This window comes from Micromonospora humida, from assembly GCF_016901255.1.
Classification (GTDB): Bacteria; Actinomycetota; Actinomycetes; order Mycobacteriales; family Micromonosporaceae; genus Micromonospora; species Micromonospora wenchangensis.
In genome coordinates, this window is the sequence record NZ_JAFEUC010000004.1 from 441,162 (window position 1) to 455,400 (window position 14,239).

Consider the following 14,239-nt stretch of genomic DNA (forward strand, 5'->3'; position numbering starts at 1 on the left):
GCATCCAGGCGACTGGATACCGCCACACCGGCGATCTAGCGCCGACCCGTCGGCCCGCGTCAGAATGCGCTGGCGATGACGAGTTCGGGGGCGCGGTCGGGGAGCAGGTCGAGGGTGGTGATCCGGCCGGCGGCGCGCACGTCGTCGGCGACCAGGGTGAGCTGGTCGAGCAGGCCGGCCGGGCCCAGCGCCTCGGCCAGCGGGACCTCCGCCCGCATCGACAGCCTGCGCTCGGACTTGGCCCGCCGGACCTGGCCCAGCGCGTCCCCGGCCAGCCGCAGCAGGGCCGGGTCACCGGTGCCGGTGATCGCCCGCCCCACCTCGTAGGTGGTCGGCCAGGGGGCCCGGTGCACCGAGCCGTACCGCCACCACGACCAGACCTCCTCGGTCACGTACGGCAGCACCGGGGCGAACAACCGCAACTGCACCGACAGGGCGGTGGCGAGCGCCGCCCGGGCCGAGTCGGCACCCGGCCCGGTGCCGTAGGCGCGTTCCTTCACCAACTCGATGTAGTCGTCACAGAACCGCCAGAAGAACGCCTCGGTGGCCTGTAGGGCGGCCGTGTGGTCATACCCGTCGAAGGCGGCGGTCGCGGTGGCGACCACGGTGGACAGCTCGGCGAGCAGGGCGGTGTCCAACGGGGTGGTCGCCGGGGTGCGCAGGGCGTCGGCGGCGCCCAGCCCCAACGCGAACTTCGACGCGTTGAGCAGCTTGGTGGCCAGCCGCCGACCCACCCTGATCTGCGCCGGGTCGAAGGCCAGGTCCATGCCGGGCCGGCCGTTGGCCGCCCAGTAGCGCACCGCGTCCGAGCCGTGCTGTTCCAGCAGCGCCATCGGGGTGACCACGTTCCCCTTGGACTTGGACATCTTCTTGCGGTCCGGGTCGAGGATCCAGCCGGAGAGCACCGCGTCCCGCCAGGGCAGCACCCCGTGCTCCAGGTGGGCACGCACGACCGTGCCGAAGAGCCAGGTCCGGATGATCTCCTGCCCCTGCGGGCGCAGGTCCATCGGGAAGATCCGGTCGAACAACTCCGGGTCGGTCTCCCAACCGCCGACGATCTGCGGGGTCAACGACGAGGTGGCCCACGTGTCCAGCACGTCCGGGTCGCCGACGAACCCGCCGGGCACGCCGCGCTGCGACTCGTCGTAGCCGGGCGGCGGCTCACCCGACGGGTCGACCGGCAGCGACGCCTCGTCCGGTGTGAGAGGGTTGGCATGGTCCGGCTCGCCAAAGGCGTCGAGCCGGTACCACACCGGCACCGGCACCCCGAAGAAGCGTTGCCTGCTGACCAGCCAGTCCCCGGTCAGCCCGCCCACCCAGTGCGCGTACCGGTGCCCCATGTGCTCCGGCACCCAGCGCAGCTCGTCGCCCCGGGCCAGCAGCTCCGTCCGCAGCCCGGTGTCCCGACCGCCGTTGCGCAGGTACCACTGCCGGGTCGAGACGATCTCCAACGGCCGGTCGCCGCGCTCGTAGAACTTCACCGGATGGGTGATCTCGCGCGGCTCGCCGACCAGGTCACCGGCGTCGCGCAGCGACTCCACGACGGCCCGCCGGGCGGCGTTGACCGACTGCCCGGAAAGCGTGGCGTAGGGTCCGACCGGCACGCCGTCCGGCGGCTCGGCCAGCAGCCGGCCGTCCCTGCCGATCACCACCCGGGTCGCCAGGTCGAGGTCCCGCCACCAGGTCACGTCGGTCAGGTCACCGAACGTACAGACCATCGCGACGCCGGTGCCCTTGCCCGGGTCCGCCAGCGGGTGCGCGCGCACCGGCACCTCGACCCCGAACACGGGGGTACGCACGGTCGCGCCCACCAGGTCGGCGTACCGCTCGTCGTCGGGGTGGCAGACCACCGCCACACAGGCCGGCAGCAGCTCCGGCCGGGTGGTGTCGATCAGCACCTCCCGCCCGTCCGGCCCGGTGAACCGCAGCCGGTGGTACGCCCCCGGACGCTCCCGGTCCTCCAGTTCCGCCTGCGCCACGGCGGTGCCGAACCCGACGTCCCACAGCGTCGGTGCCTGCGCCTGGTACGCCTCGCCCCGGGCCAGGTTGCGCAGGAACATCCGCTGCGAGGTGGCCCGCGCCGCCCGCCCGATCGTGGTGTACGTCAACGACCAGTCCACGGACAGCCCGAGCCGCCGCCAGAGCGCCTCGAAGACCTGCTCGTCGTCGGCGGTCAACCGTTCACACAGCTCGACGAAGTTGCGGCGGGAGATCGGCGTCGGCTCCCGACGCCGGGCCTCGGTGACCGGGGCGTCGGGCGGCTGCCACGCCGGGTCGTACGGCAGGGACGGGTCGCAGCTCACCCCGTAGACGTTCTGCACCCGGCGTTCGGTGGGCAGGCCGTTGTCGTCCCAGCCCATCGGGTAGAACACGTTGCGCCCGCGCATCCGCTGGAACCGGGCCACCGTGTCGGTGTGCGTGTAGGAGAAGACGTGCCCCATGTGCAGCTCGCCGGATACGGTCGGCGGCGGAGTGTCGATGGCGTACACGTCGTCGCCGCGACCGTGCCGACGCGGGGTCCCCACCGTCGACCCGCGACCCGCTACGGTCGCCTTCTCCCGGTCGAACGCGTACGTGCCCTCCTCCTGCCAGCGGCGCGCCCAGCGTTCCTCGATGCCGTCCAGGGTGGGACGTTCGGGAACACCGGCGCGGGCCGTCCTCGCCGTATCAGTCATCGGTCGATCGTAGGCAGCCGTCGACCTCTCGCCCACGGCTTTACCGGGCGTGCCGGCGGCACCGCACCGGATGCCCGGCGCACCCCGGGCCCGCCCGCCGGCTAAACGAGCCGCCAACCGGGAACCGCCAACCGGGAACCGTCGCCCGGACGCGCCCGCTGGCCGGGCCGGGCGACCTACCGGTTCGAGGAGCCGGTGGGCGGGGCGAGCAGCGGTCCCTGGGTGGCGATCTGGAAGTCGAGCCCGGTGCGGTCGTTGACCCGGTCGAGGATCACCGAGACCGACGCGTAGGTGTTCTTCTCGTCGGGGTTGGTGCAGGGCCCCTCGCCGGGGTCACCGTTGCTGAGGATGCCCAGCGCCCGCCCGTCGGACTCGGTGAACAGCGGGCCGCCGCTGTCCCCCGGCCGGGCGCACACCCGCACGTCGATGCCGCCGCCGGCCTTGCCGATGACCTCGCCGCAGCGGGTGCCCGGCAGGTAACCGGCCCCGGCGCCCGAGTCGACGTACTGCTCACCGGCCTTCGGGGTGTACGCCGAGCCGGTGGCGCAGACCACCCAGCCGGCCTGCACGGTGGCGTACGGCGTGACGCCGGTGATCGGCACGTCGCGGCTGCCCCTGCCGGCGCAGGCCGGGTTGTCGGCCACGCACCAGTAGTTGACCAGGCTCGGGGTGTTGCTGCCGGCACCGCGCCTCGGGTACGCCCAACGGGTGCTGGCCCCCTTGGCGTAGGGCAGGATCGCGTAGTCGTGGGGGAACTCGTTCTCGGCCAGCACCGGGTTGGTCGACTCCAGGCCCACCGGCACCTTCGGACCGAGGAACTGGTGCCAGGTGTCGTCGACGCGCTGGTGCCGGCCGCCCACCACGCAGTGCCCGGCGGTCAGCACGTAGTACCGCCCCGACTTCGCCCGGACGTTGAAGCCGGTGGTGCAGCCGCCGACGGTGCCGTCGTCGCGGGGCACGTCCAGCCGGATGCCGCCGCGCATCGGCGCCTGCGCGCAGTAGCGCGGGTCGCACGCCTTGGGGATCGTGCCCGCGTCGAACCGGGCCCGGATCCGCGCCGGCACCCCGGCCGTGTCGAGCGCGCCGGCCAGCCGGGCGTCGTCGGCGGGCACCGCGTCGCCGGTGAGCACCAGCACCTCGTTGGCCCGCTCGTCGACCACCACGTCCCGCCCGGCGGTGACGCCCAGCGTCCCGGCCAGCCGGGTCGCCGCCGCGTCCAGGTCCCGCCGTGAGTGCCGGACCGGCACGACGGTGACGTGCCGGGCGTCCGGCAGCCCGGCGACCGCCTCGGTGACCCGGGCCGGGTCGGTGGCGGCGATGGTGAGCACCCCGCCGCCGGCCTGGTCCAGCCACATCCCGGCGTACGCGTCGGGGAAACGGGCGGCCAGGGTGTCGGCCAGCGGCGCGGACAGCTCCTGGAGGGCCAACCGGCGGGCGGCCTCGTCGGGGCCGACCCGGTAACGGTCGCTGAGGTAGCTCACCGAGGCGGGGGCGGCCTGCGCGACCTGGGCCGCCGGGCGGCTCGCCACCGGTGCCGGCCGCGGTGCGGCAGGCGTCGCGGCCCGCCCACCGGCGTCGGCGCGGGTCGCCGCGCGGGCCTGCCCGGCGACCGGGACCGCCCCGGCCGCCCAGGTGCCCCCTGCCGGTTCGCCGGCCGGAGCGGCGCCCCGGTCCACGGCCAACGCCACCCCGGCCGTCCCCACCGTGCTCAGCGCCAGCGCCGCCGCCAGCACCACTCGTCCACGGATCCGCACGCCGCAACCTCCCCGTATGCCGGCGACGCGACCGGCCCCGCCGCGCCCGCCCGACCGGTCGGACCGGTGGAAGCGGGGTGGGGCCCGTCGATGCGGGCAGAGTCTATCCGCCCGGTGAGCCACCGGTGGTCCCGGCGGACCGGATCAGCTCAGCGACTCGCGCCACTGCCGGTGCAGCGTGGCGTACCGGCCGCCGGTGGCGGCGAGCCGGGCCGGTGGGCCGTCCTCGACGATCCGTCCGGAGTCGACGACCAGCACCCGGTCGGCGGTCTCCACCGTGGAGAGCCGGTGCGCGATCACCAGCGCGGTGCGGTCCCGCAGCACGCTGGCCAGCGCCTGCTGCACGAGCCGCTCGGTCGGCACGTCCAGCGACGACGTCGCCTCGTCCAGGATCAGCACCCGGGGGTCGGCCAGGAACGCGCGGGCGAACGCGACGAGCTGCCGCTGCCCGGCGGAGAGCCGCCCGCCGCGCCGGTGCACCTCGGTGGCGTACCCGTCGGGCAGGGCGGCGATGAAGTCGTGCGCGCCGATCGCCCGCGCCGCCGCCTGCACCGCCGCGTCGGAGGCGTCCGGCCGGCCGAACCGGATGTTCTCCGCCACCGTGCCGCCGAACAGGTGGTTCTCCTGGGTCACCAGCACCACCGCGCGCCGCAGCTCGGCGTCGGACAGGTCCCGCAGGTCGACCCCGTCCAGCTCGACCGTGCCGGCGTCCGGGTCGTGGAAGCGGGCGAGCAGCTTCGCCACCGTCGACTTGCCGGCACCGGTCGGGCCGATCAGGGCCACCGTCTGCCCGGCCGGCACGGCCAGGTCCAGCCCGGTCAGGATCGGCGTCTGCGGCCGGTAACCGAAGGAGACGGCACGCAACGTCACCGCGCCCCGCCCCGGCCCGGCCGGCAACGGCACCGGTGCGGCCGGTTCGGGCACCCCCGGTCGTTCGTCGAGCACCCCGGCGAGCTTCTCCAGGGCGGCGGTCGCCGACTGGAGGGAGTTGTAGAACTGGCTCAGCTCCTGCATCGGGTCGAAGAACCGGCGCAGGTAGAGCAGGAACGCGGCGAGCACCCCCACCGCGGTGTCGCCGCCCAGCACCCGCCAGCCGCCGTACCCGAGCACCGTGGCCACCGTGACGTTGCCGATCACCTTGATCCCCGGTGAGTACGTGGCGATCAGCCGGAACCCGTGCAGGCTGGCCCGCCGGTACTCGTCGTTGACCGCCTCGAAGATCTCCTGGTTGCGCGGCTCACGGCGGAACGCCTGCACCGCCCGGATGCCGCGCAGCGACTCGACGAAGTGGACGATCACCAGCGCCACCGCCTCCCGGCTGTGCCGGTAGGCCTGGGCCGAGGCGTGGGCGAACCAGCGGGACAGCCAGAACAGGAACGGGAACGCCAGCAGGGTCACCGCCGCCAGCGGCAGGTCCAGCCAGAGCAGGATGGCGGCCACCGACAGCACCGACAGCGCGGCGGCGACCAGGGTGTCGATCCCCCCGTCGACCAGCTCGGCGATGGAGTCGACGTCGCTGGTGAGCCGGGACACCACCCGACCGGAGGTGTAGCGCTCGTGGAAGCCGACCGAGAGGGTCAGCAGGTGGCCGTACACCCGCTGGCGGAGGTCGAGCAGGACGGCCTGGCCGATCCGGGCGGAGCGGGTGAGGTAGCTGCGCCGGGCGGCGTACTCGGTGAGGGCCGCGACGGCGAACGCGCCCGCGACGGCGGCCAACGGACCCGGGTCACCGGCGCGCAGCGGCGGCACCGCCCGGTCGATGCCGAGCATGACCAGGTACGGCCCGGCCATCGCGGCGGCGTTCTGGGCCAGCAGCAGGCCCACCGCCACGCCGAGCGACCGTCGGTGCGGGCGGAGCAGGTCACGCAGCAGCGCCCGGCTACGCTCCCGCAGCCGGGCCACCGCCTCCGGGGAGTCGTCCTCGGCCCGGCTGCGGTCGGCGTCCGGGTCGGTGGCCCGCCCCCGCCAGTGCGCCAGCGCGGCGGCCCGGCCGTCGCCCCCGGCGGTGCCGTGTCGCCCGTGGCGGCCGTCGCCCCCGGCCGGGCCCTGCTGCCGGGGCGGCCGGCGGATCACGAGCGCACCAGGCCCGGTGCCGGCGTGGGCTCGGCGGCGAGCACCGCCCGGTACGCCGGCACCGTGGCCAGCAGGTCGCAGTGCCGGCCGACGGCGGTGATCCGGCCCCCGTCGAGCAGCGCCACCCGGTCGGCCAGCGCGACCGTCGACGGCCGGTGCACCACCAGCAGCGCGGTGGTGTCCCGCAGCACCCGGCGCAGCGCCGCCTCGACCAGCGCCTCGGTGTGCACGTCCAGGGCGGAGAGCGGGTCGTCGAGGACCAGCAGCGCCGGCCGGCCGAGCACCGCGCGGGCCAGCGCCAGCCGTTGCCGCTGCCCGCCGGAGAGCGACAGGCCCTGCTCGCCCACCCGGGTCGCCAACCCCCACGGCAGGTCGTACGCGAAGTCGGCCTGGGCCAGCGCCAGCGCGGCCCGGACCTCGTCGTCGGTGGCGTCCGGGCAGCCCAGGGTGAGGTTCTCCCAGACCGACATGGAGAACAGCGTCGGCTCCTCGAAGGCCACCCCGACCAGCCGGCGCAGCGCGTCCAGACGTACCCCGCGCAGGTCGTGCCCGTCCAGGGTGATCCGGCCACCGCTGACGTCGTGCAGCCGGGGCACCAGGGAGAGCAGGGTGCTCTTGCCGCAGCCGGTCGCCCCCACCAGGGCCAGCGTCTCGCCCGGCTCGACGGTCAGTTCGATCTCCCGCAGCACCGGTTCGGCGCTGCCCGGGTAGCGGAACGACACCCCCTCGAAGCGGAGCCGGCCGCGCACCGCCGAGCGGGCCAGCGGTACGGCGTCCGGGGCGTCCACGATCGACGGCGGCGTGTCCAGCACCTCCTGGATGCGGTCGGCGGCGGTGGCCGCCTCCTGCCCGTTGGCGATGATCCAGCCGAGCGACTGCACCGGCCAGATCAGCATGAGCTGGAGACTGACGAAGGCGACCAACTCCCCGATGGTCAGCGCGCCCCGGGCGACCAGCGTCGCGCCGCCGACCAGCGTCGCGCCCAGGGTCAGGTTGGGCACCAGGTCGAACAGGGCCGACGCGCCGGCCAGCAGCGCCCCCTTGGCCACGCCGGTGTCGTGCAGCGCGCGGGCCCGCCCGGCGAACCGGTCGGCCAGCTCCGGCCCCCGCCCGTACGCCTTCATGGTGCGCAGCCCCTGCGCGGTCTCCTCGACCAGGGTGGCCACGTCACCCTGCTGGTCCTGCATCCGCCGCGACGAGGTGTGGTAGTGCCTGCCGAACCGGCGGCTGATCAGGAACAGCGGCACCGCGCTGGCCGCCACCAGCAGTCCCAGCGGCCCGTGCAGGCGGATCAGCAGGATCACCACGGCGACGTAGGTGACCACGTTGAGCACCAGGAACAGCAGCCCGAAGGAGAGGAACCGGCGTAGCACCGACAGGTCGCTGATCGCCCGGGACAGCAGCTGCCCGGACTGCCAACGGTCGTGGAAACCGGCCGGCAGGCGTTGCAGGTGGGCGTAGAGGTCGGCGCGGATGGTCGCCTCCATGCCGACCGAGGAGGAGGACTGGCTCCACCGTCGGATGAAGATCAACACTGCCTCGACCAGGCCGAGCAGCAGGGCCAGCCCGCCGAGACGGAGCAGCCCCGCCGGTTCGTGCCGGGCGACCGGCCCGTCCACCACCCGCTGCACCAGCAGGGGTACGGCCAGGCCCGCCCCGGTGGCGGCCAACGCCGCCGCCAGCAGCAGGACGTACGCGGCGGCGTACGGTCGCAGGTAGCGGCGCAGCCGCCAGAGGTTGCGCAGCGACCGGACCCGACCGTCCGCCCTCGGGGCCGGGTCGCCGTCGCGCTGCGCAGGCACTACCCGACGGTAGCGTCGAACGGCGTCGATGCGGCTGTCAGCTTGCCGTCAGCCGCCGCTCGTGACCGAGCAGCCACTGCTTCACCGGCAGCCCGTACCGGTAGCCGCCGAGGGTGCCGTCGGTGCGCAGCACCCGGTGGCAGGGCACGAAGAGGGCGGCGGCGTTACGGGCACAGGCGGCGGCCGCCGCCCGCACCGCGGCGGGCCGGCCGGCCAGCGCGGCGTACCCGGTGTAGGTGACCGGCTCGCCCGCTTTGACGTCGCGCAGCACGGCCCAGGCGTGGGCCTGGAACGCCCCGCCGCTGTGCTGCCGCACCGGCACCCCGTCGATCGCGGTCAGGTCCCCGTCGAGGTAGGCGCGGACGGCGGCGGTCACCGGGCCGAGGTCGGCGTACGGCTCCAGCGGGCCACGCAGGCTCGGGTGCACCAGCGTCAGCAGGCTGTCCGGGTCGGCGGTGAACCCGGCGGCCCGGACCGCGCCGTCCGGGTCGACGAGCACGCTGAGCGGGCCGGTCGGGGTGTCCATGGTGGTCGTGCCGATGGTGGTGGTGCCGAGGGTCGTCATGCCGCTCTCCAGAGTCTGATCGCCGCGTACGACCGCCAGGGCCGCCAGCGGTCGGCGTACGTGTCCAGGGTGGTGGGGGTGGCCGGCAGGCCGAGGGCGGCGGCGCCCCGGCGTACCGCGAGGTCGGTGGGGAGCAGGACGTCGGGGTCGCCGAGGGCCCGCATGGCCAGGTAGCCGGCGGTCCACGGGCCGATCCCGGGCAGCGCGGTCAACCGTCGTACCGTCTCCGCCCGGTCGCCGCCCGGTTCCAGGTCGACCTCCCCGGCGGCGACGGCGCGGGCCAGCGCGCGGATCGTCTCCCGTCGGGCGGCCGGCATCCCGAACGCCGCATCCGGCAACCCCAGCACCTCCTCCGCCCCCGGAAACCCCCACACCCCCCACCCGTCCGCCCCGCCCCCGCCCGTCTCGCGGCCCCCGCCCGCTTCGGCGGGGTGATCAAGAGGTTTGCGTCGCCGGGAAGCGCTCTCCGTGACGCAAACCTCTTGATCACCGGGGCCAGGGTCGGAGCCGGGGCTGGGGGCTGGGCGGGGAGTGTGGGTGAGGAGGCGGGTGAGGGTGGTGCGGGCGGCGGACAGGGAGACCTGTTGGCCGATGATGGCCCGTAGCGCCATCTCGAAACCGTCCACCGCCCGGGGTACCCGCACGCCGGGTTCGGCGGCGACTATCCCGGCCAGGGCCGGATCGGCGGCCAGCGTCTGGTCGACCGCCTCCGGGTCGGCATCCAGGTCGAACAGGCGACGGCAGCGGGCCACCGCCGGGGCAAGGTCCCGCAGGTCGGCCAGGCGCAACGTCGCCACGACGTACCCGGTCGTCGGCGTCAGCGCGATCTGCGCCGGGCCGTGCGGCAGCCGCAACCCCCGGCGGTACGTCCCGTCGCGCACCTCCTCCAGCCCGGGCAGCGTCCGGGCGGCCAGGAACCCCAGCAGGGCGGCGGCGTGCAGCGGCGGCCGGTACGCCAGCCGCAGCGTGATCGTGCCCGCCCCGCCCGGCGTCGGCGGACCGCCCCGTCCGGTACGCAACTGCGACGGCACCGTCCCGTACACCTGGCGGACGGTGTCGTTGAACTGCCGTACGCTGCCGAACCCGGCCGCGAACGCCACCTCCGCGAGGCCCAGCCCGGTCGTCTCGATCAGCGTCCGGGCGGTCTGGGCGCGTTGGGCCCGCGCCAGCGCCAGTGGCCCGGCACCCAGCTCCGCCCGGAGCATCCGGTGCAGGTGCCGTTGCGTGTAGCCCAGCCGGGCGGCCAACCCGGGTACGCCGTCCCGGTCGACCACCCCGTCGGCGATGAGCCGCATGGCGCGACCCACCACGTCGGCGCGGACGTCCCACTGCGGTGAGCCGGGCGCGGCGTCCGGCCGGCACCGGCGGCAGGCCCGCAGGCCGGCCCCCTGCGCGGCGGCTGCCGACGGGAAGAAACGGACGTTACGCCGCTTCGGCGTGATCGCCGGGCAGGACGGCCGGCAGTAGATTCCGGTCGACGTGACGCCCGTGTAGAACCAGCCGTCGAACCGCTGGTCACGGCTGTCCACGGCGCGGTAGCACCGTTCGAAGTCCAACTCCACGCCACCGATCATGCCCGCAGCTCACCGGCGGTAGCTCGCGGGAATCGGACCTGAGCGTGCGGGCGGCGGTGACCTCCCCACCCCGGCCGTCCCGGGGTGGGGAGGTGGTGCTCAGCGCGCGGGAACGGGGCCGGTCGCGGGCCCCTGGTCGACGGGCGGTGCGCTGCGGGCGGGCGCCGGTGCGGTGACCGGCCCGGTGCGCGGTCCGTCGACGCGTGGCGCGGGCGACGCCGGAACAGGCGACGCGGGTACGGCGGTCGTCGCCGGAGCGGGCGACGCGGGGATGGCGGGCGGTGCCGGAGTGGACGGCGCAGGCGACGCGGGTACGGCCGTCGGGGCCGGCTTGCCCGGCGATGCGGGAATGGTGCTCCGGGCCGGTGCCGGCGCGCCGCGGCCGGTCCGGACACCCTGGTCGACGCGGGGTTCGGTCACCGTTGCCGGGACGGGTGCGGCGGGCGGCCCGCTCGGCGTCGAGGCCGGTGCGGCGGGCGGGGCGTCCCCGCCACTGCTGGCGGCCATCGCCAGCGGGGTGGCGATCAGCATGGCGGCGAGGACCCCCGCCGCGCTCATCGTGATCGTGACGCGGCGGCGGGACCGGGCCCGGCGTTCCGCCCGGTTCAGGTGGTCGTGCACTGTCGGTGCCTCCTCGGCGAGGTCGGAGAGGGTGGCGCGGATGAGGTTCTCAAGGGGCGTGGTCACCGCCGTACCTCCAGCAGTTCGATGTCCGGCAGGAGTTGCCGCAGCCGGGCCACGGCCCGGTGGGTGCGGCTGCGCACGGTGCCGACCGAGCAGCCGAGCGCGGCGGCCACCTGGGTCTCGGTCAGGTCCTCGTAGTAGCGCAGGACCACGACCGTGCGCTGGGCCGCCGGCAGCGCGCGCAGCGCGGCCCGCATCGCCAGCCGTACGTCGGTGCCGCCGAAGAGGTCCGGTCCGGTCCGGTCGTCGACGCCGGTGTGCAGCGTCTCCCGGTACCGGCGCAGCCGTCGCCACCAGCTGACCTGCTCCCGGTACATGACCGTGCGCAGGTAGCCCTCCGGGTCGGTGTGGCGCAGGTCACGCCACCTCGGAATGGTCTTGGCCAGCGCCGACTGGAACAGGTCCTCGGCGGCGTGCCGGTCCCCGGTGAGCAGGTACGCGACCCGCATCAGGGCCGGTGCCCGGCTGGCCACGAACTCGGCCAGCCGGGCCCGATCGTCCTCGTCCACCCACCCTCCCCGTCGTTGTCTGTCACCGATACAGACGCCCCAGCTCACCCCGCCTATCCCGGTCGCCGGGATCAGTTTCCGGCTCGGAAAGTGTCGGTAGTGGTCGGTAGCGTCCCGGCACCAACTCCAGAAAGGGTGCGGCGATGGCGAGCGTGACCGGGCGGGGTGACCCTCGGTCAGGGCGGGGGCGGCTGGACGACGCCGCCGCGCAGGGCCTCTACGACCGGATGCGGGTGGTCGCGCCGGCCGCCTTCGGCGCGATCGAGCGGGACCGGGCCGACGATCCGGCACGGCCGTTCGCCGACACCGCCTGCGGCCGGCTCGTCGGCTCCCTCGACGCGGCCGGCCTGCGGGCGCTGGGCATGTGGGCGCACCACTGGTGCATGCGGTTCTACGACGACGACACCCGGGTCGGCCGACGGCTGGTCCGGGAGATCGCCGGCCGACGGGCACTGGGCTGGACGGTCGACGAGGTGCGCTGGATGCTCGGCGAGTCGGAGCGGGCCGGCCCGAGCGCCCGGGACCGGCTCACCCTGCCGCTCGCGGCGGCCGGCGAGCTGCCCGGGGTGGCCGACGGCGGGGCGGGCTGGCGACTCGCCGGGTGACCCCGGTCGGCGGGCCGGGGGACGGCGGTGGCGCAGGATGGCAGCGGAGCCAGCCGCAGAAGGGACAAGCATGCCCGCCATCGAGCCGACGATCGTCGCCACCAGCATGGGTTTCGCCAGCCGCAACCGGGGCCCGTGGGACGCCGCCCCCGGGCCGGTCTTCGACCTGATGGCCGGGCTGGCGCAGGCCGACGAGCCGCGGATCTGCTACCTCAACCAGGCCGTCGGCGACCAGCCCACCGCGCTGACGGTCTTCCACGGCGCGTTCGCCGGCACCCGCTACCGCCCCTCGCACCTGGCGCTGTTCCCGATGCCCAACGTCGAGGACGTCCGGGCGCACCTGCTGGGCCAGGACATCATCTGGGTCGGCGGCGGCAGCGTGGCCAACCTGTGCGCGGTGTGGCGGGTGCACGGGCTGCCGGAGATCCTGCGCGAGTGCTGGGAGGCCGGGGTGGTGCTCGGCGGCGTCTCCGCCGGTTCGATCTGCTGGCACGTCGGTGGCCCCACCGACAGTTACGGCCGGGAGCTGCGCGCCTACGCCGACGGCCTGGGCTGGCTGCCGTACGGCAACGGGGTGCACTACGACAGCGAGGCGCAGCGCCGGCCGCTGCTGCACCGGCTGGTCGCCGACGGCACGCTGCCGGCCAGCCACTGCACCGACGACGGGGTGGGGCTGGTCTACCGGGGCACCCGGCTGGCCGAGGCGGTCGCCGACCGGCCCGGGGTGGCCGCGTACGAGGTGGTGGCGGACGGTGCCGGCGGGGTGCGGGAGACCCGGATCGAACCCCGGTTGCTCACCGCCTGAGCTGTCCCGGCGGTGCCGACGGGGTCGCCTGCCGGGTGACGGCGTAAGCTGGCCCGTCGTGAGTCTCACCATCGGCATCGTCGGCCTGCCCAACGTCGGCAAGAGCACCCTGTTCAACGCGTTGACCAAGAACGACGTGCTCGCGGCGAACTACCCGTTCGCCACGATCGAGCCCAACGTCGGCGTGGTGGGGCTGCCGGACGCGCGGCTCGACAAGCTCGCCGAGATCTTCTCGTCGCAGAAGGTACTGCCCGCGCCGGTGTCGTTCGTCGACATCGCCGGCCTGGTCCGGGGGGCCTCGAAGGGGCAGGGCCGGGGCAACGCGTTCCTGGCGAACATCCGGGACGCCTCGGCCATCTGCCAGGTGGTGCGGGCCTTCTCCGACCCGAACGTGGTGCACGTCGACGGCAAGGTCTCGCCCGCCGACGACATCGAGACGATCAACACGGAGCTGATCCTCGCCGACCTGCAGACCCTGGAGAAGGCGCTGCCCCGGCTGGAGAAGGAGGCCAAGCTCCGCAAGGACCGGGCCGCCGCCGTGACCGCCGCGAAGCAGGCCGTCGAGGTGCTCGACGGCGGCACCACCCTGTACGCCGGTGCCGCCGCCGCCAAGATCGAGTTGGAGCACCTGCGGGAGCTGCACCTGCTCACCACGAAGCCGTTCCTCTACGTCTTCAACGTCGACGAGGCCGAACTGGGCAACGCCGCCTTCCTCGACGAGCTGCGCGCCCTGGTGGCCCCCGCCGAGGCCGTCTTCATGGACGCCAAGATCGAATCCGAGCTGGTGGACCTGCCCGAGGAGGAGGCCCGCGAGCTGCTGGAGTCGATCGGGCAGTCCGAGCCGGGGCTGGACCAGCTCGTCCGGGTCGGCTTCCGCACGCTCGGGCTCCAGACGTACCTCACGGCGGGGCCGAAGGAGGCACGGGCCTGGACCGTGCCGGTCGGCGCGACCGCCCCGGAGGCCGCCGGGGTGATCCACAGCGACTTCCAGCGCGGCTTCATCAAGGCCGAGGTGGTCTCCTACGACGACCTGGTCGCGGCCGGTTCGATGGCGGCGGCGAAGGCCGCCGGCAAGGTCCGGATCGAGGGCAAGGAGTACGTCATGCAGGACGGCGACGTGGTGGAGTTCCGGTTCAACGTCTGATTCCGGTCCAACCTCTACCGCATCGGATCGGTTCGCTCGGCGGCGGTAA

At 74.8% G+C, this 14,239-nt stretch carries 11 protein-coding genes; 3 read left to right on the plus strand and 8 right to left on the minus strand.

The features are described 5' to 3' along the window. Positions 1-59 precede the first annotated feature (59 nt). The 8 genes from valS to JQX11_RS11710 form a co-directional block, all read right to left on the minus strand. On the minus strand, positions 60-2,675 hold the full coding sequence (valS, locus tag JQX11_RS11675; RefSeq protein ID WP_204924959.1) for a valine--tRNA ligase: 2,616 nt from the start codon (positions 2,673-2,675) through the stop codon (positions 60-62). Between the two features lie 176 nt (positions 2,676-2,851). Next, the gene (locus tag JQX11_RS11680) at positions 2,852-4,429 is read right to left on the minus strand and encodes a trypsin-like peptidase domain-containing protein (protein WP_204924960.1); all 1,578 of its coding nucleotides are present in this window, start codon (positions 4,427-4,429) and stop codon (positions 2,852-2,854) included. Positions 4,430-4,573: 144 nt separating this feature from the next. Continuing rightward, entirely contained in the window at positions 4,574-6,406 is a 1,833-nt protein-coding gene (locus JQX11_RS11685) for an ABC transporter ATP-binding protein (protein WP_204925030.1), read from the minus strand. Positions 6,407-6,498: 92 nt separating this feature from the next. Further along, a complete protein-coding gene (locus tag JQX11_RS11690) occupies positions 6,499-8,304 on the minus strand; it encodes an ABC transporter ATP-binding protein (protein WP_204924961.1) in 1,806 nt (601 codons plus the stop codon). Between the two features lie 37 nt (positions 8,305-8,341). After that, complete coding sequence (locus JQX11_RS11695) at positions 8,342-8,869, minus strand: methylated-DNA--[protein]-cysteine S-methyltransferase (RefSeq protein WP_232377635.1); 528 nt, start codon at positions 8,867-8,869, stop codon at positions 8,342-8,344. Further along, positions 8,866-10,431: a DNA-3-methyladenine glycosylase 2 family protein gene (locus JQX11_RS11700; RefSeq protein WP_204924962.1), complete on the minus strand. Its 1,566-nt coding sequence runs from the start codon at positions 10,429-10,431 to the stop codon at positions 8,866-8,868. The genes JQX11_RS11695 and JQX11_RS11700 overlap by 4 nt, the downstream gene beginning before the upstream one ends. Positions 10,432-10,542: 111 nt before the next feature. Further along, the gene (locus tag JQX11_RS11705; RefSeq protein WP_204924963.1) at positions 10,543-11,130 is read right to left on the minus strand and encodes a hypothetical protein; all 588 of its coding nucleotides are present in this window, start codon (positions 11,128-11,130) and stop codon (positions 10,543-10,545) included. Next, on the minus strand, positions 11,127-11,636 hold the full coding sequence (locus JQX11_RS11710; RefSeq protein WP_204924964.1) for a SigE family RNA polymerase sigma factor: 510 nt from the start codon (positions 11,634-11,636) through the stop codon (positions 11,127-11,129). Before JQX11_RS11710 ends, JQX11_RS11705 begins: the two co-directional genes overlap by 4 nt. A gap of 143 nt (positions 11,637-11,779) precedes the next feature. On the opposite strand from JQX11_RS11710, the gene JQX11_RS11715 reads away from it, so the two are divergent. The 3 genes from JQX11_RS11715 to ychF all read left to right on the plus strand — a co-directional run bounded on the left by JQX11_RS11715 (position 11,780) and on the right by ychF (position 14,190). After that, complete coding sequence (locus tag JQX11_RS11715; RefSeq protein WP_204924965.1) at positions 11,780-12,241, plus strand: hypothetical protein; 462 nt, start codon at positions 11,780-11,782, stop codon at positions 12,239-12,241. Between the two features lie 70 nt (positions 12,242-12,311). Continuing rightward, positions 12,312-13,046 (plus strand): Type 1 glutamine amidotransferase-like domain-containing protein, encoded by a 735-nt coding sequence (locus JQX11_RS11720; protein ID WP_204924966.1) that lies wholly within the window; start codon positions 12,312-12,314, stop codon positions 13,044-13,046. A 58-nt stretch (positions 13,047-13,104) separates the two neighbouring features. Further along, entirely contained in the window at positions 13,105-14,190 is a 1,086-nt protein-coding gene (gene ychF, locus JQX11_RS11725) for a redox-regulated ATPase YchF (RefSeq protein WP_088647525.1), read from the plus strand. The last annotated feature ends 49 nt before the right edge of the window (positions 14,191-14,239 follow it).